Raw genomic sequence first — 25,175 nt, forward strand, 5'->3', positions numbered from 1 at the left:
GCCAGGGGTCAGGCCGGGGTCAGGCCGGGGTGAGGGCGGCGACGGCGTCTTCGGCGTGGTGGCAGGCGACCTGGCGGGAATCGGGTCCGGGGCCTTCAAGCAGGCGCAGGGCCGGGATGGTCGTGCGGCACTCATCGGTCGCCATCCAGCAGCGCGGGTTGAAGCGGCAGCCGGCGGGCGGGTCGACCGGTGACGGCGGCTCCCCGCCCAGTACGCGGCGTTGGGAGAGGCGTCCGCGGTCGGCACGGCTCGCCGACGGCGTCGCGGAGAGCAGCGCTTGCGTGTACGGATGCGACGGGCTTTCGTAGAGCGTGTCCGTCGCGCCGAGCTCGGCGACGCGTCCGAGGTACATGACCGCGACACGGTCGGCGATGTGCCTCACGACCGAGAGGTCGTGGGCGATGAAGAGGATGGCGACTCCCAGACGCTTTTGGATATCGCCCAGCAGATTGATCACCTGGGCCTGCACAGAGACATCGAGCGCCGAGACGGGTTCGTCGCAGACGAGCACATCGGGATCGAGGGCGAGCGAGCGGGCGATGCCGATGCGCTGACGCTGGCCGCCGGAGAACTGGTGCGGGAACCGCCCCAGCATGTCGGCGTTCAGACCGACGAGTTCGAGTAGCTCGACCGCGCGGTCGCGCCGAGCGGCTCGACCCATCGTGTGGGCGGCAGCGATCGGCTCGGTGATGATGTCGAGAACCGTCATGCGGGGGTCCAGCGACGCGTACGGGTCTTGGAAGATCATCTGCACGCCCTCGCGAAGCCGGCGACGGTCGCTGAGTCGTCCGCGTGTGACGTCGTGGCCGCGGTAGCTGAGGGTGCCCGCGTCGGGGCGTTCGAGCCCGACGAGCATCCGGGCGAGCGTGGACTTGCCGCAGCCGGATTCGCCGACGATACCGAGCACTTCGCCGGCGTGCAGGCGCAGGCTGACGCCGTCGACGGCGGAGACGGTGGCCGGTTTCAGACGCGAGCCGGTGGCGAAGGAGCGCACGAGACCGTCGGCCTCGAGCACGACGGGGCGGGATGGTTCAGTGGACGAGTTCACCGATGAGCTCCTCGGATCGGAGGCAGGCGGCATGCCGGCCAGGGGCGACCTCCGTGAGGAGGGGGCGGGTCGTCGCGCACTCCGCGACGGCGAGGTGGCACCGGGGGTGGAACGAGCATCCGCGGGGCACGCGTGCGGGGCTGGGCGGCGACCCGGGGATGGTCAGCAGATCGGATCCGCGCATGGCGGCCTGAGGAACGGAGCGCAGCAGGGCCTCGGTGTACGGATGCGCGGGATGCTCCAGCACGGAGTCCGCGTCGCCGCTCTCCACGATGCGCCCGGCGTACATCACTGCGAGGGTGTCGGCGACCTCCATGACGACGCCGAGGTCGTGTGTGATGAGGAGGACGCCCATCCCGAGCTGGTCGCGCAGCGAGCCGAGCAGGTCGAGGATCTGCGCCTGCACGGTGACGTCGAGCGCGGTGGTCGGCTCGTCGGCGATGAGCAGGGAGGGTTCGAGGGCGATGGCCATGGCGATGAGGATGCGCTGGCGCATCCCGCCCGAGAACTGGTGGGGGTAGTCGTTCACGCGACGGGCGGGTGCGGGGATCCCGACGAGTCCGAGGAGCTCGGTCGCCCGCGCGCGCGCCTGTTTGCGGCTCGCGCCGCGGTGCACGCGGAACAGTTCGCCGATCTGGTCGCCGATGGTCATCACGGGGTTGAGGGAAGAGAGGGCGTCCTGCAGTACCAGGCTCATCCGGTCGCCGCGGATCCGCCGGTGCTGCTCTTCGCTGAGGGTGCGCAGGTCGACGTCGCCGAGGCGGAGCTCGTCGGCGGTGACGCGGGTGCCTTCGTCGGCGAGGCCCATGATCGCCCGCGCGGTGACCGATTTACCGGAGCCGGATTCGCCGAGCAGCGCCACGAACTCGCCCTGGCCGACGGTGAGGTCCACCTCGCGCACGGCGGGGATGTCCCGGTCGCCGCCGGTGAAGGTCACCGACAGGTTGCGCACCCGCAGCGCGCTGGCTGCGCTTGAAGTCTCTTTGCTGTCCACGGGGCCATCCTCGCACGAGAGTCGTTACCGGAATGTTTCAATCAGGAAACATTTGCGCCGAATTTTTATAGCACTGTTGACAATGTTGCCGGATATCGGCGAGATTGTCTCCTGTTGCGCCTGATTGCGCATCGCACTCACATCCGCAGGACGAAGGAGAAACGCGTGCTCGAACCAGCAGAGCGCTACCAGGGCTACACGGCCTACGACTACCTCGAAGCGGGAAAGGACTACCGTCCGTTCCAGTACGCGGCGCAGATCAACCGGGTGCCGGAGTACTCCGGCCTCGAGCTGAGCGAAGCGCAGGCTGAGCGCAGCGCCACCCTGCTCCGCGAGTCGACGGTGATCTCGCTGCACGACCACGTGCAGGTGTTCCCGGAAGACATGACCCAGCTGCGCGACCACATCCGTCAGGGCCGCGAACCAACCGGCTACCAGGGGCTCTCCCGCTCCGGCATCACCGCGGTGTTCGACAACGGGATGGACGGCACCTGCTGCATCTCCAGCGATGCGGGCTGGAAGTACCAGGATGTGCTCTTCGACCTCGGCGTACGCATGGCCGACCTCGCGCACCAGGACTACGTCATCAAAGGTGAGACGCTCAAAGACATCGAGTACGCGGCCGAGACCGGGCGCATCGCGCACATCTTCGCGCTCGAGGCCGCTACACCGATCGAGAACGAGGTCGACCGGCTCGACGTGCTCTACGGCTTCGGCGTGCGCCAGATGGGCATCGCATACTCCGAAGCGAACTACCTCGGGTCGGGGCTCAAGGAGCGCGGCGACGGCGGCCTCACCTACTTCGGTGAGCGGGCGATCGAGCGGATGAACAAGCTCGGCATCGCGATCGACGTCTCGCACTCGGGCGACCGCACCGCGGTGGATGCGATCAAAGCCTCCACCAAGCCCGTGTTCATCACCCACGCCGGCGCCCGCGGACTCTGGCCGACGAACCGGATGAAGACCGACGAGACGATCATCGAGTGCGCGAAGCGCGGCGGCGTGATCGGCATCGAGGCGGCGCCGCACACGACACTGTCACCGGCGCATCCCCGCCACTCGCTGGAATCGGTGATGGACCACTTCTCGTATTGCGTCGACCTCGTCGGTCTGGAGCATGTCAGCTTCGGTCCGGACACGCTGTTCGGCGACCACGTCGGACTGCACGACGCGTTCAGCTCCAACCTGTCCATCGGACAGGCGCACGGCCACGTCGACTACGAGAAGGTCGAGTACGTCGACGGTCTCGAGAATCCAGCCGAAGAGTTCTCCAACATCATCGGCTGGCTGGTGAAGCACAACTACTCCGACGATGAGATCCGCGCCGTCGTGGGTGGCAATACTCTGCGGGTCCTGAAGGAGGTATGGGTGTAATGCGATCTCGAAAACTCGTGCTGGCGGCGGCGACGCTCGCCGCGGCCGCTCTCACGCTCACCGCGTGCGCACCGAGCGCGCCACCGGCGGCCAGCACCGCTGGGGCCACCGCCGGGTCGCAGACCCTCACGGTCGCGACCACGACGGATGTGGTGAACTACAACCCGCTGGTCGGCAACAGCCGCAGCGACTACTGGATCACGAACCTGATGTATCCGCACCTGCTCGGCATCGCCAACGACGGTTCGAAGGAACCGCAGGTGGCGACCAAGTGGGGCTACGTGAATGACACGACCGGCTTCTACGACATCCGCAGCGATCTGAAGTGGAGCGACGGTCAGCCGCTCACGGCCGAGGATGTCGCCTGGACGATGAACGCCGTGAAGAAGGACAAGCCGTCTGGCACGTTTTACGGCCAGCTCGCCAACCTCGACACGGCGAAGGCCGTCTCGAAGACGCGCGTGGAGTTCACCCTCACGAAGCCGGACTCCTCGATCGTCGAGGAGATCGGGTTCTGGGGCAACGTGGTGCCGAAGCACGTGTTCGACAAGGCACCGTCGGTGGCGACGTTCGCGAACGACGGCAAAGACGGCGGCTGGGTCAGCGCCGGGCCGTATGTTCTGAGCAAGGTGCAGGTCGGGCAGAGCTACACGCTCGACCGGGTGGAAGACTACCCGCTCGTCGAGGGCGGCAAGCCCCTGTCTGCCAAGGTGGTCTACCGGGTGTTCCCCGACGTGAACACCGAGATCCTCGCCCTGCAGAGCGGTGAGGTGGATGTGATCGCCAACGCCCTCCCGCCGGCGCAGGTGGCGAAGCTCAAAGCAACCAGCGGCATCAAAGTCGAAGAGTCCGTCGGTCTGGGCTATGCGCACATGACCTACAACATTAAGCAGCCCGATCTGGCGAAGCTCGAGGTGCGGCAGGCGCTCGCGCAGTCCGTCGACTACGACGCCATCCGCAAGGTAGTGCTGCAGGGTCAGGCCGTCTCAACCGGGTCGAGCCCGCTCATGCCGGTGCTGAAGGACTACTACGACAAGTCGATCAAGGAGTACACGTTCGACACGGACGCGGCTCGCAAGCTGATGGAGAAGGCCGGATACACGGCCGGGGCCGATGGGATGTTCCCCGTCAAGTTCCGTCTCATCTACTCGCTGCAGGACAGCGTCACCAGTCAGTGGGCGACGCTCGTCAAAGACGGCGCGGCAAAGGCCGGCATCCCGATCGAGCTCCAGGGCACCGAGCGGAACACCTACCTGGCCATGACCGCCAAAGGCGACTTCGACATCTATGCGGGCAACTTCGCCATCATGGACGACCCGGTCACCAATATGACGCTCACCTACCTCCCGGGTGGGGTGATCAATTACAGCTACGTGGATGACGCGAAGCTGAACGACCTGATCACGCAAGGCACCGCGACGACAGACAAGAGCAAGAAGATCTCGCTGATGCAGGACGCGGCGAAGATCGTGCGGGACAACGTGTACGACAACGTCATGTACACGCAGAACCTGTACTTCGCACACAGCGACAAGTGGACCGGATTCGTGAGCAAGCCGAGCGAACTCCTCTCCATCGTCAACCCGGTGTCGCTCGCCAGCGCGCATCCGGTCAGCAGCAAGTAACGACGGAAAGGCAGGTACGCCCGCGTGTCACGGTTCATGTTCCTACTTCCCCGCCTGGGGAGGGGGCTCCTCACGATCTGGTTCGCCGTGACCGTGACCTTCCTCCTCCTCCGGCTCCTACCGGGGGACCCGGCGCTGGCCATCGCCAGCCCCAACATGACGGAGGACACGCGGGCGGCCCTGCTCAAGCAGTACGGCCTCGATCAGCCCCTGATCGTGCAGTACGGCCTCTATCTGTGGCAGCTCCTGCAGGGCAACCTGGGGGTGTCGTTCACGCAGTCGATTCCTGTGCTGGATGTTCTGATGCAACGACTCCCGTGGACGCTGCTGCTCACGGGCACCGCGCTCGTGGCAACGGTGGCCGTCGGCATCCCTCTCGGGGTGCTGGCGGCCTCCCACCGCGGAAAATTCCTGGACCGGGTGGTGCAGGTGATCGGGGTGACCGGGCAGTCGATCTTCGTTCCCAGCCTCGGGGTGCTCCTGCTGTTCGTGTTCGGCCTGATGCTGCACTGGCTGCCGATCGGCGGTGCGTACGACACGGATGCGTACGGCCTGGCCTGGTACGGCAGTGTCGCGACCCACCTCATCCTGCCCGCGCTCTCGCTGATGCTGATCCAGCTCGGCTCCTATGTTCTGACGATGCGGTCCACGCTGATCGACGCACTGGGTGAGGACTACACGACCCTCGCCCGGGCGAACGGCGTTCCGAACCGCCGCGTGCTCTGGAAGCACGCCCTCCGCAACGCCCTGCTCCCGACGACCACCCTCATCGGGCTGCAGCTCGGCTTCCTCGTCGGCGGCGCGGTGCTGACCGAGACGGTGTTCGCCTACCCGGGCATCGGCCGTGGCATCTACGAGGCCGTCACCCAACTCGACTTCCCGGTGTTGCAGGGCGCGTTCCTGATGCTCGCCGCCACCGTCGTCGTGGCCAACATGATCACGGACACCGTCTACGGTTTCCTCGACCCGAGAGTGAAGGTCTCATGACGACCGACCTGACCGTCGCCGCCGAGACCGGGCTCGAACTGGAGCCGGTCGCGACCGAGAACGGGCGGGCGGGCCTGCAGACCTGGCGTGCGTTCCGCCGCGAGCCGCTCGGCCTCATCTCCCTCGGCATCCTGGTGCTGCTCACCCTCGTCGCGATCTTCGCGCCGCTGATCGCGCCGTACCCGCCGAGCTACGGCGAGGTCGTGCTCGCGCCGCCGAGCCTCGACCACTGGTTCGGCACCGACAGCCTCGGCCGCGATGTGTTCGGCGAGGTGGTCTGGGGGTCGCAGCAGAGCATCCTGGTCGCCGTCGCCGCCTCGGCGATCGCCATCGTGATCGGAACCGTCGTTGCCGTGATCGGCGCATACTTCCGCCGCCTCGACGGGTTCGTCGGCGTGATCGTCGACCTCACCCTCTCGCTTCCGGTGCTGCCGCTGATGATCCTCATCGCGGCGCTCGTCGGCCCGAGCACGACGACGATCATCCTGGTGGTCGCGGCGTTCTCCTGGCCGGAGGTCACCCGGCTGGTGCGGTCGCAGGCGCTGACGGTGGTCGGGCTGCCCTACGTGGATGCGGCCCGGCTGATGACGACCTCCCCGGCCTGGATCATCGTGCGGCATGTCATCCCGGCGGTCACCCCGGTAATCGTGGTGTCGGTGGTCGTGACCTCGTCGCGCGCCGTGCTGTCGGCTGCGGGGCTCGCGTTCCTGGGGCTCGGTGACCCGAATGTGTGGTCGTGGGGTCGCATCCTGTACGAAGCCCAGCAGTCGGGCGCGATGTCGAGCGCCTGGTGGCTGACGCTGTTCCCGTCGATCGCCATCCTGCTGCTGGTGCTCTCGGCCACTCTGCTCTCCATCTCGTACAACGACGCGCGCAACCCCCGGTCGCGCCGCCGATGAGCGCCACGAAAGGACCCACCGTGTTCTCACCCCGTCTCACCGGTCCCGTTCTCGACCGCCTGCAGGAGCGTCTGCGCGCGAAGATGGCCGAGTACGGCCTGGATGCGGTGCTCACCGACTCGCCGGAGGACGTGGCGTACCTCACCGGTTTCTTCCACCACCCGTGCGAGCGACCGGTCGCCGTCTGGCTCGGTGTCGACGGCGAACGCGTGCTCCTCGTCCCCGAGCTGGAGCGGGAGAACGCCCAACGCCAGCAGGCGCGGGCCGAGCTGGTCTCCTATCCGGAGTTCCCGGGCACGGTCCCGCCGTTCCGGGCGCTCGCCGACCGCGTGACCGCGACCGGCCGCATCGGGTTCGGCACTGGCATGACCTGGGAACGACGGGCCGCGGCGCTCGCCGAGTTCCCCGGGGCGCGGTTCGAACCGACCGACGTCGTGACCCGCGCCCGCTACGTCAAGCTGCCGGAAGAGATCGACCTGCACGCCGAGGCGGCTCGCATCACCGACCGGATGCTCGAAGCCGGCATCGCCCTCCTCCGCGACGCGATCGCCGCCGATGGGGCGCTCCCCAGCGAGGCGGAGCTCGCCTCGTATGTCGGCGGCGTCGGGGTCTCGACCATGTATGCGGAGCACGACGATGTCGTCGTGGTCTCCCCGCTCGCCGGAGGGCTCGTCTACGCCGGCGCCAACTCTGCCTACCCCCACGGGTTGCCGTCGGGCTACCGGCTGAAGCGCGGCGACACGTTCATGCTCTCGCTCGGCTGTGCCGTCGGCGGCCGGTTCGTCGAGGGCGAGCGCACCTTCGTGCTCGGGGAGCCGACCCTCGAGCAGCGTCGTTACCACGACACCGTGCGCATCGCGCAGGAGGTCGGTGGCGACGCCATCCGCCCGGGCGCCGAATGCCGAACGGCCAACGCGACCTGCCTCCAGGTGATCACCGATGCCGGCCTCGGCCACTATCTGCGGCACCGGCAGGGCCACGGAATCGGTCTCGGCATGCACGAGCCGCCCTGGCTCGAGGCCGGCGATGCGACCGTGCTGGAGCCGGGCATGATCGTGTCGAACGAGCCGGGCATCTACATCCCGGCCACGCCGGATACCGCATCTCGGACAGCATGGTCGTCACCGAGACCGGCTCCCGGCCGCTGACGGCCTACCCGCGCGGGCTCGACGTGTGCGCGATCGAGTATTGAACCGCATCCCGTACCGCATCCCGAACCGATAGAAAGGACACGCCGTGACCGAGAAGAACGAGGTGTCGCCCGAATTCGCGGCCGCCACCACCACCGCCCAGTTCGTGGAGATCAACGGGAACCGCCTCGCCGTCGAGGTGCTGGGGCCGGAGGACGCGCCTGTGATCATCGCCCACCACGGGGCGCCCGGCCTCGGGTCTCGCGCAGAGCCGCGCGCGAGCTTCGGCCGCCTCGCCGACGAGTACCGGGTCGTGGTGTTCGATGCGCGTGGCTCGGGCGAGAGCGAAGGCTCGGGCGAGTTCAGCCACGAACAGTGGGCCGCCGACATCGACGCCCTGCGCGAATGGGCCGGCGCCGAGAGCATCATCATGGCGGGCGGATCCTATGGCGGGTTCATGGCGATGGAGTACGCCACCCGGTATCCGGAGAGGGTGCGGGCGCTCGTGCTGCGCGACACCGCGGCGGACAACACTCATGCGGAGCTCTCCCGCGCGAACGCTCTGGCCTCCGATCGGGTCGTCGTCGACATGGACAAGTTCGACCGCATCGACGATGGTCGGGTGCGCGACGACGATGACCTGCGCGACTGCTGGCGCGAGATCCTGCCCCTGTACGACTTCGTGTACGACCCCGCGGCGGTCGAGCGCAAGGTCGCGGCGACACCATACCGATATGAAGCGCACAATTACGCCTTCTCGAAGAACCTGCCGAACTATGATCTGAAGGGGGTTCTTCCTGGCATCACGGCGCCGACACTGGTGACCGTCGGCCGCACAGACTGGATCACGCCGGTGTCGTGCAGCGAGACGATCGCGGCGCTGATCCCGGATGCACGGCTCGCGGTGTTCGAGAAATCGGGTCACTCTCCCCAGATCGAGGAGGCGGAAGCATGGACGGCCACCGTTCGGACATTCCTGGCCGAGGTCGTTCCGACAGCGCCGAACGTGGCGACCCGGGAGTGAAGTCGCACAGCGAACTCGACGATCTCGACCGCAAGATCATCGTCGCCATGCAGCACGACGGCCGCGCGAGCTGGACGGCCATCGCCGACATGGTCGAGAGTTCGGCCGCCACCGTCGCCCGCCGCGGTCAGCAGTTGCTCGCCGACGGTGTCGTGCGGATCGCGGTGGTGCCCGCACTCGGCAGCACCGGCGAGGTCGACTCGTTCCTCGTGCGCCTGAATTGCCGCCCGGGAACCCAGCTCGAGGTGGCGGCGGCGCTCGTCGAGCACGAGGACGTGCGGTTCGTCACCCTGGTGACGGGCCAATACGACATCATGGCCGAGCTGGTCGTCCGCGGTGGTGCGACGCACTACCCGCAGCTGATCCAGCAGCTGCAGTCGATCGCCGGCATCAAGCGCTGGCGCAGCGATCTGATCATGCACGTCTACAAGGTCGGTCACGACTGGAGCCGGCAGTTGTTCGCCGAGACAATGCACTTGCCGTCAGACGAGCTGGGCTCGCTGACACTCGTCGACTCCGATCTGTGCGAGCCCGACCATCTCGATGAGGCAGATCTGAAGATCCTGTCCGCCGTACGTGACGACGGTCGCGTGACTTTTCAGGCCGTGGCCGATCAGGTGGGCATGAATGAGAGCAGCGTGCGCCGGCGCTTCGACCGGATGCGCAGCAACGGTTGCCTCGATGTGCTCACCCTGGTTCCCGCCCCCGCGCTCGGCATGGGCGCGGAGACTCTGCTGCTCGTGAAGGTGGACCCGGGACGACTGGATGCGGTGGCGCGGGCGCTGTCGCAGTACCCTGCCGTTCGCTATCTCGCGGCGACACTGGATGAGAACTCGTTGTTCTGCGAGCTGATCATGCCCTCGGCCCGTGACCTCTACGGGTTCGTCACCCAGGCGGTCGCGACGCTCGACGGGGTGCAGGGCTGGACGGCTTCGATGGAGCTGCTGTTCCTCAAGCGTGGCTTCGTGGAGACGCCGTGGTGGCGGTCTCAGGTCGGCTACCCGGGTGGCGCTCACAGTCAACGCGGGTAATATGCACGGATGCGCGAAACGGACCAGCCCGACCCTGGCCTGCCGAGCGGCACCGACCCCGACTCGGCGAGCACCCCCACCACCGGCGTTCCGACGACCCGTGCCGCCCGCAAGGCCGCCGACCACACGGGCACCCCGGCAGTGGAGAAAGGCTCCGGGCTGAGCGGCGTGCTCACCGCGATCCGCCGGCATCCGCGGGCCTGGATCATCGCCGCGGCATCCGCCGGGTTCGTCATCCTCGGCGCCGGGAGCGTAGCGGTCGGTGCGACGGTCGGGAGTGCGAACGCCTCCGGGGTCCCCTCGGCCCGCCCGAGCGCGACGGCGACGAAGACCCCGAAACCGACGGTCGCGCCGGCCCGGCCGGTTCCGGCCGACGCCCCAGCGGCGAGCCGGATGCGGACCTGTTCTGTGGCCGGGCTCTCACAGGACGGCCGGCTCGGCACTTTGTCCGCACAGGTCGTCAATGCCAAGACCGGTGAGGTGCTGTTCGACCGGAATGGCACGAAGCCGGGGCCGACCGCCAGCGTTCTGAAAACGCTGACGTCGGCGGCGGCGCTGCAGGTGCTCGGTCCCGACTACCGTGTCTCCACGACGGTGGTCAAGGGCAGCGCGCCCGGGCAGATCGTCCTCGTCGGTGGCGGCGATGTGACACTCTCCCGGCTGCCAGACGGCCAGAACTCGTTCTACACGGGCGCACCGAAGATCCAGGATCTCGCCACCCAGGTGAAGCAGGCGCTGGGAGGTCAGGCGATCACCTCGATCGTCGTCGACACCTCCCTCTTCGGCGGTCCGGTCTGGCAGCCCAGCTGGGACGAGCAGGAGGAGCGTGTGGTGGAGGGGTCCACCTCCTACATCACGGCTCTGCAGGTCGACGGCGACCGGAACGATCCCACCGCCATCGAGTCGCCGCGCAGCACCGATCCGGTCGGGCGCGCGGTGCAGTACTTCCAGCAGTACCTCGGCACGGACGTGCCGGTCAGTCAGGGCACGGCCCCGGCGGGCGCCCAACAGCTCGCCGCGGTGCAATCGCAGCCGGTCACCACGCTCATCGACCAGGCGATGAAGGTGTCGGACAACACGATCATGGAGGAGCTGGCGCGTCTCGTCGCCATCAAGACCGGGGCCGGCAACACCTTCGCCGCCGAGAACGCCGGCGTGATCGCCGCTCTCAAGCCGTACGGGATCGACACGACAGGCATCCACATCGCCGACGGGTCGGGGCTGAGCGCCGACAACGCGGTGCCGCCGTCGTATCTGACGCGACTGTTCGTCAAAGTGCTGAACCGCCAGAACGGGCTGGGCGTCGTCTACGACGGGCTGCCGGTCTCCGGCGAGTCCGGAACGCTCGGCCCGGGATACGCCCGGTTCACCGGCGCGAACGCAGTGGCACGCGGAGCGGTGCACGCCAAGACCGGTTGGATCGACAACGGCTACACCCTGTCGGGCATCGTCACGGCCGCCGACGGCACGCCGTTGACGTTCGCGGTCTTCGCCCTCGGTAACGTGAGTGACAACGCGAAACAGGCCATCGACACCCTCGTCACCGGCTTCTACAAGTGCGGTGACAATCTCTCCAACAACTGACGGAGGCGCCATGAGCAGGGCACTGTTCATCATCGATGTGCAGAACGATTTCACTGAGGGCGGGGCGCTCGGCGTGACGGGCGGTGCCGAGGTCGCGGCGCGGGTCACCCGATATCTGGAAGCTCACGCGGGGGAGTATCGGGCCATCTTCGCGAGTCGGGACTGGCACGATCCCGACAACGACAACGGCGGTCACTTCGCGCGGGATGCGGAGCCCGACTTCGTCCACACCTGGCCGGTGCACTGCGTGGCCGGCACGACCGGGGCCGACTACCACCCGGCGCTGAAGACCGGCAAAGTGACTTACCACATCCGCAAAGGGCAGGGTGTGCCCGCGTACTCGATCTTCGAGGGCGGACCGAAGCCGGCTCCACTGTGCACAACCTGCTCGACGAGCACGGGATCGACAGCGTGGACATCGTGGGCATCGCCACGGACTACTGCGTTCGCGCCTCTGCCCTGGATGCGCTTGCGCAGGGACAGCACGTCCGCGTGCTCACCGACCTGGTGGCCGGGGTGGCGCAGGCATCGTCCGAGGCAGCCCTGGCGGAGCTTGTGCACGCCGGTGCAGAGCTCGCAGTTTCTGCACAAGATGCATAGCAATCAGCCGGAAATGATGTCAGATATAGACAGCATGAGCAGTCAGCGTTGTGCTTGTTGCTCGGGGAGCACGCTGCTGCGAAAGTAGCCGCATGACCCTGACCACTTCCGACCGGAGCGCGCCTGGCGCGTTCGGCGACGACGAAGCGGCGTTGCTGCGCCGGCTGTACCGGACGATGGTGACGGTTCGTCGGCTCGACCTCGACGGAGTCGCGATGCAGCGGCAGGGGATCATTCCCGGCTACGCTCCGATGCGCGGGCAGGAGGCCGCCCAGGTGGGCAGCGCCGCCGCCCTCGATCTCGCCCTCGACTTCGCGTTCCCCACGTACCGGGAGCTCGGCGTCGCGGTCACCATGGGTGTCGACCCCGTCGCCTATCTGGCCTCGCATCAGGGCGCCTGGCACGGCGGGATGTGGAATGCGGCCGCCTCGCGCCTCGCGCCCATCAATGCGGTCGTCGGCGGCGCAGTGGCCCACGCGGTCGGCTGGGCGCTCGGCGCGAAGCTCGACCGCTCCGGCGGGTGCGCGATCGCCTACTTCGGCGACGGAGCCAGCTCGCAGGGCGATGTGCACGAAGCCATGAACACGGCGGGAGTCTCCCGGCTGCCGGTGGTCTTCTTCTGCCAGAACAACGGCTGGGCGATCTCCGTGCCCACAGACAAGCAGGTGGCCGGCGGCTCGGTCGCCGCGCGCGGCGCCGCATACGGGATGCCCGGGGTGCGTGTCGACGGAAACGATGTCCTCGCCGTGCACCGCGCCACCCGCGACGCCCTCGAACTCGCCCGCTCGGGCGGCGGCCCGACGGTGATCGAGGCGATGACGTACCGTTCCGGGCCGCATTCGACGTCGGACGACCCCGGCCGCTATCGCACTCTCGCGGAGGAGCAGAGCTGGCTGGCCCGCGACCCGCTCGTCCTCGCGGAGCACCTCCTGCGAGAGACCGACACCGTGGATGACGGCTTCTTCGCGGAGGTCTCCGACACCGCGAACGCCCTCACCGATCGTGTTCGGGCCGGCGTCGCCGCGCTGGGCGGCCGACCGGGTGAGGAGATGTTCGACTTCGTGTTCGCCGATCCGCCGGCCGCGCTTCTCGGTCAACGACGCGCCTGGAAGGAGAGCCGGCATGGCTGAGACCACGACGATGCAGCTCGCGCTCAACCGCGCACTCGACGACTCACTCGCCGCCGACGATCGCACGCTCGTGTTCGGCGAGGACGTCGGCCGGCTCGGCGGTGTCTTCCGGGTGACCGATGGGCTGAATGCGAAGTACGGCGATGATCGAGTGTTCGACACCACTCTCGCCGAGGCGGGCATCATGGGCATGGCGGTCGGCCTGGCGATGGCCGGCTGGCGGCCGGTGCCCGAGATCCAGTTCGACGGCTTCTCGTATCCGGCGATCGACCAGATCGTGAACCAGGTCGCCCGCATGCACTACCGCAGCCGCGGTGCCTTCACGATGCCGATCACGCTGCGACTGCCGAGCTTCGGCGGCATCCGGGCCCCCGAACACCACGGCGAGAGCCTGGAAGCGCTGTTCGCGCATGTACCCGGCCTCAAGGTGGTGGCGCCGTCGACCCCGGTGGAGGCTTACACCCTGCTGCGGCAGGCGATCGACGACCCCGATCCCGTCATTTTCCTGGAACCGAAGTCGCGCTACTGGAACAAGGTCGTCGTCGACGACGCCGACTGGGGGGAACGGCTTCCTGTCGGCACCTCCCGCATCGTGCGTCCGGGCAAACACGTCACCCTGATCGCCTGGGGCGCCATGGTCGCTCGGTGTCTTCAGGCGGCGGAACTCGGCGCCGAAGACGGCGTCGAGATCGAGGTGCTCGACCTGCGCTGGCTGAAGCCGATCGACGCCGACGGGCTCGCCGCATCCGTGGCCCGCACCCGCCGTGCCGTCGTCGTGCACGAGGCGCCGCTGACCGCCGGCCTCGGGGCCGAGGTGAGTTCACTCATCACCGAGCGCTGCTTCGGTGAGCTGCGCGCTCCGGTGCAGCGCGTCGCCGGGTGGGATGTGCCGTACCCGTCTCCCGTTTTGGAAGACGAGTACCTGCCCAGCATCGACCGCATCCTGCAGGCCGTTCAGAAGACATTGGAGTACCGCCGTGGCTGAGATCACGTTCACCCTGCCCGATCTGGGGGAGGGACTGCACGAGGCGACCGTGCTGGAATGGCTGGTGGCCGAAGGGGACTTCGTGGAGCGCAATGCGCCGCTCGTCGAAGTGGAGACCACCAAATCGGCGGTCGAACTTCCCTCGCCGCAGTCGGGCACCATCGCGCATGTCCACGTGGCCGAGGGCGAATCGCTCGACGTCGGAGCCGCGCTCATCACCTTCACGGTGAGCGACGACCAGGCGGGGATCGTCGGCACCGTCCCCACCGAGGAGTCGCCCGTGCGCCGGGTGCGGCTGCAACTGCCCGAGGACTGACGCGTGGACTTCGCGCTCACGACGGACGGGAACCGGATCGCATACGAACGGCATCCGGGCCGCGACCCCGTGCTGCTCGTGCACGGATTCGCCACCACCGGTGCGCTCACCTGGGAGGCGACCGGATGGGTGCGGGCGCTCGCCGAGGCCGGCCGCGGCGCCCTCGTCGTCGACCTGCGCGGGCACGGCGCCAGCTCGGCCCCACACTCGCCCGCCGACTATTCGCCCGCTCTGCTCGCGGGCGACCTGCTCGCCGTGCTCGACGCCGAAGCACTCGAGCGGGTCGACGCGATGGGCTACTCCATGGGCAGTTGGGTCGCACTCGCGCTCGTCGAGCTCGCGCCGGGGCGGGTGCGGCGTCTCGTCGTCGGCGGCGTGGGAACGGTCGAACAGTTCGGGCATTGGGGCGTCGACGCCGTGCGTTCTGCTCTCCTCGACGGCATCGGTGACGCTGCGCTGGCCCAGTCGCCGTTGGCGCCCTTGCTCGCTTCGCTCCGGCAGGCTCCCGGTGTGGACGCCCTCGCGCTCGCGGCGTGCGTCTCGGGTATGGCCGCGCATCCGCTGCTGCTCACATCGACAGTGCCGACCATGCTGGTGGTCGGTGACGCGGATCCCGTGACCGCGGGCCGGGAGGAGGCCGCGGACGCGCTGCATGCCGAGCTCGTCGTGCTTCCGAAACGGAACCACGTCACCACGTTGAGCGCCCGAGGGTTCAAACAGGCTGCGCTGCCCTTCTTGGAGGCCGCTGACAGCCTGTAGGCGTTGGGCGGGCGGCGACGTACGCTATGCAGGGACCGAAGGAGGCGCCGATGGCGATCGACAGACTGGATGCCGACCTCATCGCGCTCCTCACCGACGAGCCCCGGCTCGGGGTGTTCGAGGCTTCCCGGCGGCTGGGTGTCGCGCGCGGGACGGTGCAGGCGCGGCTCGATCGACTTCAGCGCTCCGGCGTCATCCGGGATTTCGCGCCGACGATCGACAGCGGTGCGCTCGGCTATCCGGTCACGGCGTTCGTGACGGCCGAGATCGCGCAGGGCGATCGCGATGTGACGGTGGTCGAGCACCTTCGCACGATCCCCGAGGTGCTCGAAGTGCATACCATCACCGGCTCCGGCGATCTGATGATCCGCGCCGTCGCCCGGTCGAACGCCGATCTGCAGCGGGTGATCGACCGGATCGTCGGCGACCCGAACATCACCCGAACATCCACCGTCATCGCGCTGTCGACGAAGATCGACCACCGGTCGGTGCCCCTCGTCGCCGCCTCGGTCGAGTCGTGAACAAGAAGAGGAACAGGAACCATGGATGAGAACGCTCTGCTCGCGGCCGTGCCCGACCGGCTGTTCATCGGCGGCCGTTGGGTGCCGGGGAGTGCCGGCCTGCTGACCGTGAGCGATCCGGCGACGGGTCGAGAGATCAAGTCCATCGCGAACGCTTCGGTCGAGGACGGTGCCGCCGCCCTCGACGCAGCGGTGGCGGCTGCGGATGCGTGGGCGGCGACGGCGCCGCGGGCCCGGGGGGAGATCCTGCGGCGGGCGTTCGACCTCGTGCAGCAGAGGCGGGATGAGTTCGCATTGCTGATGACGCTGGAGATGGGGAAGCCCCTGGCGGAGGCCAACGGCGAGGTCACCTACGGCGGCGAGTTCCTGCGCTGGTTCGGCGAGGAGGCGGTGCGCATCTCGGGTCGGTACGGGACGAACCCGGAGGGCACCGGGCGCATGATCGTGTCTCAGCATCCGGTCGGTCCGTGCTTTCTGATCACGCCGTGGAACTTCCCGTTGGCCATGGCGACGAGGAAGATCGCGCCGGCGCTGGCGGCCGGGTGCACCGTCGTCGTGAAGCCGGCGGAACTGACGCCGCTCACCACCCTGTACTTCGCGAAACTGCTCGAGGATGCCGGACTCCCCGCCGGCGTGCTGAACGTGATCACGACGTCGACCTCCGGACGGGTGTCGGCTCCGATCATCGCCGATCCGCGTCTGCGCAAGCTCTCGTTCACCGGTTCCACCGAGGTCGGCCGCCGACTGCTGCAGCAGGCCTCCGAGAACGTCTTGCGCACCTCGATGGAGCTCGGCGGCAATGCTCCGTTCATCGTCTTCGACGACGCCGACCTCGACAAAGCCGTCGAGGGAGCGCTGTTGGCCAAATTCCGTAACATCGGCGAGGCCTGCACCGCGGCCAACCGATTCATCGTGCACGAGTCGGTGGCCGACGAGTTCGCGGCCCGAGTCGCCGAGCGGGTCAAGGGGATGCGCCTCGGCCGGGGAACGGACGACGGCGTGACCATCGGACCGCTCATCAACCAGGAGGCCGTGGACAAGGTCGCCGCACTGTTGGACGACGCGGTCGCCCGGGGCGCATCCGTGCTCACCGGCGGTTCGCGGGTTCACCGGGCCGGAACCTTCTTCGAGCCGACCGTCGTCACGGATGTGCGGCCGGGCAGCGACATCCTGCGGGAGGAGATCTTCGGCCCGGTGCTCTCGATCGTGCGGTTCGCCGACGAGGACGAGGCGGTGCGGGTGGCGAACGACACGGAGTTCGGCCTCGTCAGCTACGTCTTCACACGCGACCTGGCGCGCGGGCAGCGGATGATCGACCGCCTGCAGACCGGGATGATGGGCCTCAATGTTGGTGTCGTCTCCAATGCGGCAGCGCCCTTCGGCGGGGTCAAACAGTCCGGCCTCGGTCGCGAGGGCGGGTTGGAGGGCATCCACGAGTACCTCTCCACGAAGTACACCCTCACGCCAGACCCGTTCGGAGTCTGAGCGTGCCCGGGGATGCGATCGACGCGGTCATCGTCGACGTCATCCGCACCCCATCGGGGCGCGGCAAGCCGGGCGGCGCGCTCGCCGCCATCCACCCCGCTGACCTGCTGGCGGGCGTGCTGCAGGAGCTGCTGCGACGCTCCGACCTCGATCCCGCGCTCGTCGACGACGTCATCGGCGGATGTGTGACCCAATCCGGCGAGCAGGCCGGCAACATCACCCGCACCGCCGTGCTCAGTGCGGGGTTTCCCGACAGTGTTCCCGCGGTGACGGTCGACCGCCAGTGCGGTTCCAGTCAGCAGGCGGCGGCGTTCGCCGCCCAGGGGGTCATGGCGGGGGCGTACGACGTCGTGATCGCCTGCGGTGTCGAGTCGATGAGCCGGGTTCCGCTCGGCTCGAACCTCGGCGAGGATTCGCTCGGGGGTGCGCTATTACACAAGCGCTATCCGGAGGGGCTGGTCGATCAGGGTGTCTCGGCCGAACTCATCGCCCAGCGCTGGGGGCTCGACCGTGACGACCTCGACGCCTTCGCCGCCCGCTCGCACACCCTCGCCGTCGAGGCCACCTCCCGCGGCGTCTTCGCGGACGAGCTCGTCGCCGTTCCGACGGCGGATGGCGCTGTGACCGCAGACGAGACGATCCGTGCCACGACGACCACGGCCGGACTCGCCGGACTGGCGCCGTCGTTCCGAACCGACCGGCTCGCCGAGCGCTTCCCCGAACTCGACTGGCGCATCACGGCCGGCAACTCTTCGCCCCTCACCGACGGCGCCTCCGCCGCGCTGATCATGAGCGCCGCGACCGCCGACCGGCTCGGCCTGCGCCCGCGCGCCCGCTTCCACACCTTCGCCGTCGCCGGCAGCGACCCGCTGCTGATGCTCACCGGCATTCTGCCGGCCACCCGCCGACTGCTCGACCGTTCCGGCGTGCGCCTCGGTGACATCGACGCCTACGAGGTGAATGAGGCCTTCGCGCCCATCCCTTTGCTGTGGCAGCGCGAGTTCGACGCCGACCCGAGCCGGTTGAACCCGCGCGGCGGAGCCATCGCGCTCGGTCACGCGCTCGGCTCCTCCGGCACCCGGTTGCTCGCCACCCTGGTGAACGAGCTGGAGTCTTCGGGCGGCCGGTATGGGCTGCAGACCATGTGCGAGGGTGGCGGCACCGCCAACGCCACGCTCATCGAGATCCTTCGCTGACCCCGAGTACGCCCCTTTCGGAAAGGAACCCCATGAACATCGAAGGATGCTCCGCCATCGTCACCGGCGCGGCCAGCGGTCTCGGCAACGCCACCGCCCGGGCACTCACGGAGGCGGGCGCGCGCGTGATCGTGCTCGACCTGCCCAGCTCGGAGGGTGAGAAGGCGGCGACCGCTCTCGGCCCGACCGCCCGATTCGTCGCGGCGGATGTCGCGAACGAAGACCAGGTGCGCACGGCCGTCGAGCGGGCGAGCGAACTCGGCCCGCTGCGGGTTGTGGTCAATTGCGCCGGCATCGCCACGCCCGGCAAAGTGCTCGGACGTGACGGCGTCCTCCCACTCGAGCAATTCGAGCGGGTGATCCGAGTGAACCTGATCGGCACGTTCAACGTGATCCGGCTGGCGGCGGACGCGATGGTGCAGACCGAGCCGACGGGCGAGGAGCGGGGCGTGATCGTGAACACCGCATCCGTCGCCGCGTTCGACGGTCAGATCGGCCAACCGGCGTATTCGGCGTCCAAAGGCGGGGTCGCCGCGATGACCCTTCCGCTCGCGCGGGAGTTCGCCCGCGCCCTCATCCGCGTCGTCACCATCGCGCCCGGCATCTTCGAGACCCCGATGATGGCGGGGCTGCCCCAGGCGGCGCAAGACTCTCTCGCCGCCCAGGTGCCGCATCCGTCCCGCCTGGGCAAACCGGCCGAGTACGCGTCGCTGGTGCGCCACATCGTCGACAATCCGATGCTCAACGGCGAGGTCATCCGGCTCGACGGCGCCATCCGGATGCAGCCGAAGTAGCCGGGCCGGCGGGCAGCCGTCGTCTCGCTTGGCGGGCAGCCGTCGCCTCACTCGGCGGAGTGGGCCTCCAGGAAGCTGTAGACCTCGGTGTCGTCGACGCCCGGGAACGATCCCGACGGCAGCGGCGAGAGGATGTGTGCGTGCAGTCGGGCGCTCGGCCAGGCCTGACCGGCCCAGCGCCTTTCGAGCACGGTGGCCGGTCGTTTGCAGCAGGACTCGTCGGGGCAGCGCGAGACCGCCCGGGCCGTCGTCTCGCGTCCACGGAACCATTTCGCCTGGGCGAACGGCACCCCGACGCTGATGGAGAACCCGCCGGCCGAGGTGGTTCCGGTCTGGGTGGCGCACCAATACGTTCCAGCCGGGGTGTCGGTGTACTGGTACATCTCGGTGGTGCGATTCGTGTGGGTGAACGCGCTCCGGGCCCCCCAATTGCGGCAGACCACCTGACCCTCGATGGAGCCGGTGACATCGGTGGGGAGGGGCAGCCCGTCGTTCTCGTAACCCTTGTACAGGGCGCCGTCGTCGCCGACCCGCAGGAAGTGCAGGGTCATGTCCAGGTGGGTGGTGGCGAGGTTGGTGAGCCGCAGCGCGGCGGCCTCGTGGGTCACACCGAACGCGTCGCGGAAATCCTCGACGGCGAGATCGCGTTCGTGCTTCGCCTCCCGCAGAAAGTCGACGGCGGCGTCGCGCGGCATCAGGCAACTGGCCGCGAAGTAGTTGATCTCGAGCCGCTGCCGCAGGAAGTCGGCGTAGCTGCCCGGCCGTTCGTGGCCGAGGAGCCGGTGGGCCATCGCCTGCAACGCCATCGAGCGCAGCCCGTGGCCGCCCGGGATGCTGGCCGGCGGCAGGTAGATGCGCCCGCTTGCGAGGTCGGTGATGGAGCGCGCGGAATGCGGCAGATCGTTGACGTAGATGAGGTCGAAACCGAGCTGCTCGGCCATCACGCTCACTTCGCGGTGGGTGAGCGCCCCGTGGGTGTGCCCGGAGGCGCGCACGCGTTCCTCGGCCAATTGCTCGATCTCGGGGATGTAGTTGTTCTTGGTGCGCATCCGCTCGCGCAACTCGGTGTTCGCCCGCCGCGCCTCCTCGGGAGTGGCGATGGCCTCTGTCGCCCGGCGGCCAAGCTCCCGGTGCAGACCGACCAGGGCTTCCAGGGTCTCCGTCGGCGTGCCCTTCGTGGGTTTCACGGCCGGGAGCCCGAGGGAGGCGTAGAGCGACCCGCGCTGCGCCCGCGTGAGCTCGATCTCGAGCGCGGCCCGTGCATCCGGCGGCTCGGCGGAGAGCAGGTCGGCGAGCTGCACGTCGAGGGAGGCGGCGAGCGAGGTCAGCAGGGAGAGTCGCGGCTCCCGTTTCCCGTTCTCGATCAGGGAGAGCTGGCTGGCGGCGACCCCGGCCGCGGCCCCGAGTTCGTCGAGGGTGAGCCCGCGGCGCGTGCGGAAATGGCGGATGCGGTGGCCGAGGGTCGCGATATCGGTGCTGGACGACTCCATCCCTTCACAATAGCTAAAGATTCGGGATTCTTTCCACCATCTTTGGGGATTGATGTTCGAAATAGGCTCGCATGCTGGATTCATACCAATTCTTTCAACGGAGAGGAACCGGAATGTCCATTGCCGAGCTGCCGCTCACCAGCCCCGCCTCCGCGGGCATCGATGCGTTGCGCGACTGGGTCGACGAGATCGCCTCCCTCGCTGAACCGGCCGAGGTCGTCTGGTGCGACGGTTCCTTGGCCGAGACCGACCGGCTGACCAAAGAGCTCGTCGCCGAAGGCAAACTCATCCGGCTCAACCCGGAATGGCGACCCAACAGCTTTCTGGCGCGCACCGACCCGGGCGACGTCGCCCGCGTCGAGGATCGCACCTTCATCTGCTCGCTCGACGAGGACGATGCAGGCCCGACGAACAACTGGCGAGCCCCCGCCGAGATGCGGTCCGAGCTCCGGGAGGTGTTCGCCGGCAGCATGCGCGGGCGCACCATGTACGTCGTCCCGTTCTCGATGGGCCCGGTCGGCGGACCCATCTCGCAAGTAGGGGTGCAGCTCACAGACTCTGCCTACGTCGCCATCAGCCTCGGCACGATGACGCGGGTCACCAGCGCGGTGCTCGACCTGATCGAGGCGGGACAGCCCTGGGTGGCGACCGTCCACAGCGTCGGTGCGCCCCTGATCGACGAGCGCGGCATCCGACACGACGACGTCGCCTGGCCGTGCAATGAGACGAAGTACATCGTGCAGTTCCCCGAGACGCGCGAGGTCTGGTCGTACGGGTCGGGATACGGCGGCAACGCCATCCTCGCCAAGAAGTGCTTCGCCCTCCGCATCGCCTCGGTGATGGCGCGCGACGAAGGCTGGCTCGCCGAGCACATGCTCATCGTCAAGATCACCTCCCCCGAGGGACGGGCCTACCATGTGGCGGCCGCCTTCCCCTCGGCCTGCGGCAAGACGAATCTCGCGATGCTACGGCCGAGCATCCCGGGGTGGCGGGTCGAGACGATCGGCGACGACATCGCCTGGCTGCGACCGGGACCGGATGGCCGTCTGCGCGCGATCAACCCGGAGGCGGGCTTCTTCGGTGTCGCACCGGGAACGGGCATGAACACCAACGCCACCGCGGTCGACACGCTGTGGGGGAACACGATCTTCACGAACGTCGCCCTGCGCGACGACGGCGACGTGTGGTGGGAGGGGCTCACCGATCAGGCTCCGGCGCACCTCATCGACTGGCAGGGTGAGGACTGGACGCCCGAGTCCGGCCGGCCGGCCGCGCACCCGAACTCCCGCTTCACGGTGTCGGCGGCCCAATGCCCGTCGATCGCCGACGACTGGGATGCGTTCGACGGCGTTCCGATCGACGCCATCCTCTTCGGCGGGCGTCGCGCGACGAACGTCCCGCTCGTCGCACAGGCCCGCGATTGGAAGCACGGCGTCTTCCTCGGCGCCACCATCTCGTCGGAGAAGACCGCCGCCGCCGAAGGCACCGTTGGCGAACTGCGGCGCGACCCGTTCGCCATGCTGCCGTTCTGCGGCTACAACATGGCCGACTACTGGGGCCACTGGCTCGGGATGGGGGAGCGGCTCGGCGAGAAGGCTCCCGCCGTCTTCCAGGTCAACTGGTTCCGCAAGGGAGACGACGGCTCGTTCCTCTGGCCCGGTTTCGGCGAGAACGCCCGTGTGCTTGAGTGGATCGTGCGCCGCATCGAAGGGTCGGCCGGCGCCGTCGACGCCCCCATCGGTCTGCTGCCCGTGCCCGAGGAGCTCGACCTGGCCGGGCTCGATCTTCCCGGCGACCACGTCGAGGCGCTGTTCCACGTCGACCGCGACTCCTGGCTCGCCGAATGCGACCTCACCGACGAGTTCTTCGACCGATTCGGGTCACGCGTGCCTGCCGCTCTGCGCGCCGAACTCGCGTCGCTCCGCTACCACCTCCGCGCCTGACCGCGGCGGTTCCGTCGGATCGCGCCTGACCGCGGCCCGACACCAGCGAGTCCGCACCTCGTCGCCGGATCTTCCGATCCGTGCGGCGGAGTGCGGACTCGCTGTCTTCTGCCCGCCGTGTTCTCGTGGCTGTATTCCGGGGAGCGACTCAGACGAGCAGCTGGTGCTTCGCGAGGTCGCGGTACAGCGGTGTCGAGACCACCAGTTCGGAGTGCGTGCCGGTGCCGATGACCTCGCCGTGGTCGAGCACGACGATCTGGTCGGAGTCGACGACGGTGGAGAGCCGGTGTGCGATCACGATCAGCGTGCGATCGACCGCTACGGCATCGATGGCCTCGCGCATGAGCTGCTCATTGCGGCCGTCGAGGCTCGAGGTGGACTCGTCGAGTAGCAGCACCGGCGGCGCGGCGAGCAGAGCGCGGGCGATGGCGAGGCGCTGGCGCTCGCCGCCGGAGAGCATGATGCCGTCCTCCCCGACGGGTGCGCTCAGGCCGAGTTCGTTGCGTTCCAGCACCTCGGTGAGATTGACGGCGTGCAGCACATCGGTGCATTCGGCGTCCGTCGCATCCGGGGCAGCGAGGGTGAGGTTGTCGCGCAGCGATCCGGCCAGCACCGGGGCATCCTGCTCGACGTAGCCGATCTGGCCGCGCAGGGCGGTGCGGTCGAGGGTACGGATGTCCAGGCCGCCGAAGCGCACCTCGCCGGCCGTCGGGTCGTAGAACCGCTCGATGAGGGCGAGGATCGTTGACTTGCCGGCACCCGACGGTCCCACCAGGGCGGTGCGCTTGCCGCGAAGCGCTTCGAAGGTCACGCCGTGCAGCACACCGTTCGGGCGCGATGCCTTCTCCGTCTCGGTTCCGAGCCCGGCGGCGGCCTCGGCCTCGGCCACCACATCCGCCCCGCGAATGCTTCGACGACGCTGCGCTCGGTGGTCTGGGGGGCGCGGGGGTCGGGCGAGGTCTCCTGCTTGACCGTGCTGTCGGGGTAGGCGAAGTGCACGTCGGCGAACTCGATCGCCGGCGCCTCCGGGGCGAGCCCCTCGTTCGCAGCACCGACGGTCATGCCGAGCGGCGCGATCTCCCGATCGAATTGATCCTCGGTGGGCAGGTCGATGATCTCCTGGATGCGCCCGAGTGCGCCCAGCGCCGAGTTCACCGCGGTCACGGCGCCGAATGCCTGACCGAGCGGGAGGATCATCATGAACAGGAACAGGATGAACGCCACGAGGTTCGCCACGGTGATCGCGCCGCTGGCCACCCGGAAGCCGCCGACGCCGAGGACGACCAGAAACGACACCTGCATGGCGATGCCCGCGACCGGAACCACGAGCGCGGAGATCTTGGCGACTTTGATGCCCATCTTCCACGCGCCGACGGCGTTCTCGTCGACCGCCGCGATCTCGCGGTCGGTGGCGTTGGAGGCTCGGATGGTGCGCACCGAGCTGATCGCCCGCTCCACGGCGGCGGCCAGGTCGCCGACCTTGTTCTGCGCCTGCTGGCTGGCGACCCGGATGCGCCCGGAGAGCAGCGTGACCGCAACGATGGAGGCGGCGATCACAAGCACAGTGAGTCCGAGCAGCACCGGGTCGATGATGAGCATGGCGATGAGGGCGCCGAGGAAGGTGAGTGCGCCGCCGATCGCTTCGACCAGCCCCTGGGTGAGCACGGCGCGCAGCAGCGTCGTGTCGGAGCCGACCCGCGAGACCAGGTCGCCGGTGCGACGGGTGTCGAACTCGCTGATCGGCAGCCGCAGCATCCGGCCGACGAGCCGTCGGCGGGAGGAGAGCACGACACCTTCCCCGGTGCGCTGCAGCAGGTAGTGCTGGTAACCGCTGATGAGACCGGAGACCACGACGAGGATCACCAGACCCCAGACGAGTGCGCCCAGCGGTTGCTTCTTGCCGACCACGTCGATGACCTGGCTGACGAGCAGCGGCTGCGCGAGGCTCGCCGCGGCGCCGAGCACGCTCAACACCACGACGATGCTGAGCACGCCGCGGTGTTCGAGCAGGTAGGGCAGCAGCTGGCTGAACCGGGCGCGCGGCCCCTCCTCGCCGGGCTTGCTCGGTCGGCCGAAACGGCGGCGCGCGGGTGCGGACTGTTCGGAGCTCATGGGATCTTCGTTCCTCGTGGGGAGTGTAGGGGTGTCGCGGTTTGCGTCACCTTCGACCGTACTTCGTCTGGACTGCATGTTCGCTCACGAGCGTGTGAATGCTGGCGTGACGGGGCGGGACACGATACGTTCTCGTCAACCGGTCGAG

21 protein-coding genes and 2 pseudogenes are annotated in these 25,175 nt (G+C 68.5%); 19 read left to right on the forward strand and 4 right to left on the reverse strand.

All coding sequences use genetic code 11. The features are described from left to right. Positions 1-19: 19 nt before the first annotated feature. Together K5L49_RS16475 and K5L49_RS16480 are read right to left on the reverse strand one after the other, a co-directional pair. A complete protein-coding gene (locus K5L49_RS16475) occupies positions 20-1,048 on the reverse strand; it encodes an ABC transporter ATP-binding protein (protein WP_223694422.1) in 1,029 nt (342 codons plus the stop codon). Beyond that, positions 1,032-2,042, reverse strand: coding sequence for an ABC transporter ATP-binding protein (locus K5L49_RS16480; protein WP_223694424.1), 1,011 nt, complete (start codon positions 2,040-2,042; stop codon positions 1,032-1,034). The genes K5L49_RS16475 and K5L49_RS16480 overlap by 17 nt, the downstream gene beginning before the upstream one ends. 165 nt (positions 2,043-2,207) lie before the next feature. Here K5L49_RS16480 and K5L49_RS16485 point away from each other — a divergent pair, with 165 nt between their 5' ends. The 18 genes and pseudogenes from K5L49_RS16485 to K5L49_RS16565 all read left to right on the forward strand — a co-directional run bounded on the left by K5L49_RS16485 (position 2,208) and on the right by K5L49_RS16565 (position 19,482). Next, entirely contained in the window at positions 2,208-3,416 is a 1,209-nt protein-coding gene (locus K5L49_RS16485) for a dipeptidase (protein ID WP_223694426.1), read from the forward strand. Next, positions 3,416-5,041, forward strand: a complete 1,626-nt coding sequence (locus tag K5L49_RS16490) for an ABC transporter substrate-binding protein (RefSeq protein ID WP_223694427.1) — start codon at positions 3,416-3,418, stop codon at positions 5,039-5,041. Before K5L49_RS16485 ends, K5L49_RS16490 begins: the two co-directional genes overlap by 1 nt. A 36-nt stretch (positions 5,042-5,077) precedes the next feature. Then, positions 5,078-6,028 carry an ABC transporter permease gene (locus K5L49_RS16495; RefSeq protein WP_223694429.1) on the forward strand — a complete coding sequence of 317 codons (951 nt, stop codon included), beginning with the start codon at positions 5,078-5,080 and terminating at the stop codon, positions 6,026-6,028. Continuing rightward, positions 6,025-6,927 carry an ABC transporter permease gene (locus K5L49_RS16500; RefSeq protein ID WP_223694431.1) on the forward strand — a complete coding sequence of 301 codons (903 nt, stop codon included), beginning with the start codon at positions 6,025-6,027 and terminating at the stop codon, positions 6,925-6,927. The genes K5L49_RS16495 and K5L49_RS16500 overlap by 4 nt, the downstream gene beginning before the upstream one ends. 20 nt (positions 6,928-6,947) lie before the next feature. Further along, positions 6,948-8,075, forward strand: coding sequence for a M24 family metallopeptidase (locus K5L49_RS16505; RefSeq protein WP_223694433.1), 1,128 nt, complete (start codon positions 6,948-6,950; stop codon positions 8,073-8,075). An 88-nt stretch (positions 8,076-8,163) separates the two neighbouring features. Further along, positions 8,164-9,081, forward strand: a complete 918-nt coding sequence (locus tag K5L49_RS16510; protein WP_223694435.1) for an alpha/beta fold hydrolase — start codon at positions 8,164-8,166, stop codon at positions 9,079-9,081. Next, positions 9,009-10,112 carry an Lrp/AsnC family transcriptional regulator gene (locus tag K5L49_RS16515; protein WP_223694436.1) on the forward strand — a complete coding sequence of 368 codons (1,104 nt, stop codon included), beginning with the start codon at positions 9,009-9,011 and terminating at the stop codon, positions 10,110-10,112. Before K5L49_RS16510 ends, K5L49_RS16515 begins: the two co-directional genes overlap by 73 nt. Before the next feature lie 9 nt (positions 10,113-10,121). After that, complete coding sequence (locus K5L49_RS16520) at positions 10,122-11,696, forward strand: D-alanyl-D-alanine carboxypeptidase/D-alanyl-D-alanine-endopeptidase (RefSeq protein WP_223694438.1); 1,575 nt, start codon at positions 10,122-10,124, stop codon at positions 11,694-11,696. 10 nt (positions 11,697-11,706) lie between these two features. After that, a pseudogene (locus K5L49_RS20730) lies at positions 11,707-11,835 on the forward strand (nicotinamidase); the annotation flags it as partial. Positions 11,836-11,939: 104 nt separating this feature from the next. After that, positions 11,940-12,296: an isochorismatase family protein gene (locus tag K5L49_RS20735; RefSeq protein ID WP_374107710.1), complete on the forward strand. Its 357-nt coding sequence runs from the start codon at positions 11,940-11,942 to the stop codon at positions 12,294-12,296. Between the two features lie 92 nt (positions 12,297-12,388). Then, a complete protein-coding gene (locus tag K5L49_RS16530) occupies positions 12,389-13,426 on the forward strand; it encodes a thiamine pyrophosphate-dependent enzyme (RefSeq protein ID WP_223694440.1) in 1,038 nt (345 codons plus the stop codon). Continuing rightward, entirely contained in the window at positions 13,419-14,411 is a 993-nt protein-coding gene (locus K5L49_RS16535) for an alpha-ketoacid dehydrogenase subunit beta (RefSeq protein WP_223694442.1), read from the forward strand. Before K5L49_RS16530 ends, K5L49_RS16535 begins: the two co-directional genes overlap by 8 nt. Next, positions 14,404-14,727 carry a biotin/lipoyl-containing protein gene (locus tag K5L49_RS16540; protein ID WP_223694443.1) on the forward strand — a complete coding sequence of 108 codons (324 nt, stop codon included), beginning with the start codon at positions 14,404-14,406 and terminating at the stop codon, positions 14,725-14,727. Before K5L49_RS16535 ends, K5L49_RS16540 begins: the two co-directional genes overlap by 8 nt. A 3-nt stretch (positions 14,728-14,730) precedes the next feature. After that, the gene (locus K5L49_RS16545; RefSeq protein ID WP_223694445.1) at positions 14,731-15,486 is read left to right on the forward strand and encodes an alpha/beta fold hydrolase; all 756 of its coding nucleotides are present in this window, start codon (positions 14,731-14,733) and stop codon (positions 15,484-15,486) included. A gap of 50 nt (positions 15,487-15,536) precedes the next feature. Continuing rightward, positions 15,537-16,007 (forward strand): Lrp/AsnC family transcriptional regulator, encoded by a 471-nt coding sequence (locus tag K5L49_RS16550; protein ID WP_223694447.1) that lies wholly within the window; start codon positions 15,537-15,539, stop codon positions 16,005-16,007. 21 nt (positions 16,008-16,028) lie between these two features. Beyond that, entirely contained in the window at positions 16,029-17,492 is a 1,464-nt protein-coding gene (locus tag K5L49_RS16555) for an NAD-dependent succinate-semialdehyde dehydrogenase (RefSeq protein WP_223694449.1), read from the forward strand. A 2-nt stretch (positions 17,493-17,494) separates the two neighbouring features. Further along, complete coding sequence (locus K5L49_RS16560; protein WP_223694451.1) at positions 17,495-18,688, forward strand: thiolase family protein; 1,194 nt, start codon at positions 17,495-17,497, stop codon at positions 18,686-18,688. A gap of 32 nt (positions 18,689-18,720) precedes the next feature. Beyond that, the gene (locus K5L49_RS16565; RefSeq protein WP_223694453.1) at positions 18,721-19,482 is read left to right on the forward strand and encodes a 3-hydroxyacyl-CoA dehydrogenase; all 762 of its coding nucleotides are present in this window, start codon (positions 18,721-18,723) and stop codon (positions 19,480-19,482) included. Between the two features lie 47 nt (positions 19,483-19,529). Here K5L49_RS16565 and K5L49_RS16570 read toward each other — a convergent pair whose 3' ends face one another. Continuing rightward, complete coding sequence (locus tag K5L49_RS16570) at positions 19,530-20,972, reverse strand: helix-turn-helix domain-containing protein (RefSeq protein ID WP_223694455.1); 1,443 nt, start codon at positions 20,970-20,972, stop codon at positions 19,530-19,532. 113 nt (positions 20,973-21,085) lie between these two features. Between K5L49_RS16570 and K5L49_RS16575 the strand changes: the two genes are divergently transcribed. Next, complete coding sequence (locus tag K5L49_RS16575) at positions 21,086-22,915, forward strand: phosphoenolpyruvate carboxykinase (GTP) (protein WP_223694457.1); 1,830 nt, start codon at positions 21,086-21,088, stop codon at positions 22,913-22,915. A 148-nt stretch (positions 22,916-23,063) separates the two neighbouring features. On the opposite strand, the pseudogene K5L49_RS16580 reads toward K5L49_RS16575, so the two are convergent. Further along, positions 23,064-25,027 (reverse strand): annotated as a pseudogene (locus tag K5L49_RS16580) (ABC transporter ATP-binding protein). Positions 25,028-25,175 lie beyond the last annotated feature (148 nt).

It is taken from the genome of Leifsonia poae (genome assembly GCF_020009625.1).
GTDB lineage: Bacteria > Actinomycetota > Actinomycetes > Actinomycetales > Microbacteriaceae > Leifsonia > Leifsonia poae_A.

Coding starts and splice junctions, on each gene's coding strand:
- K5L49_RS16515 (WP_223694436.1), top strand. CDS start 9,009: ATGGACGGCCACCGTTCGGACATTCCTGGCCGAGGTCGTTCCGACAGC.
- K5L49_RS16555 (WP_223694449.1), top strand. CDS start 16,029: ATGGATGAGAACGCTCTGCTCGCGGCCGTGCCCGACCGGCTGTTCATC.
- K5L49_RS16575 (WP_223694457.1), top strand. CDS start 21,086: ATGTCCATTGCCGAGCTGCCGCTCACCAGCCCCGCCTCCGCGGGCATC.
- K5L49_RS16530 (WP_223694440.1), top strand. CDS start 12,389: ATGACCCTGACCACTTCCGACCGGAGCGCGCCTGGCGCGTTCGGCGAC.
- K5L49_RS16535 (WP_223694442.1), top strand. CDS start 13,419: ATGGCTGAGACCACGACGATGCAGCTCGCGCTCAACCGCGCACTCGAC.
- K5L49_RS16550 (WP_223694447.1), top strand. CDS start 15,537: ATGGCGATCGACAGACTGGATGCCGACCTCATCGCGCTCCTCACCGAC.
- K5L49_RS16565 (WP_223694453.1), top strand. CDS start 18,721: ATGAACATCGAAGGATGCTCCGCCATCGTCACCGGCGCGGCCAGCGGT.
- K5L49_RS16570 (WP_223694455.1), bottom strand. CDS start 20,972: ATGGAGTCGTCCAGCACCGATATCGCGACCCTCGGCCACCGCATCCGC.
- K5L49_RS16495 (WP_223694429.1), top strand. CDS start 5,078: ATGTTCCTACTTCCCCGCCTGGGGAGGGGGCTCCTCACGATCTGGTTC.
- K5L49_RS16490 (WP_223694427.1), top strand. CDS start 3,416: ATGCGATCTCGAAAACTCGTGCTGGCGGCGGCGACGCTCGCCGCGGCC.
- K5L49_RS16500 (WP_223694431.1), top strand. CDS start 6,025: ATGACGACCGACCTGACCGTCGCCGCCGAGACCGGGCTCGAACTGGAG.
- K5L49_RS16520 (WP_223694438.1), top strand. CDS start 10,122: ATGCGCGAAACGGACCAGCCCGACCCTGGCCTGCCGAGCGGCACCGAC.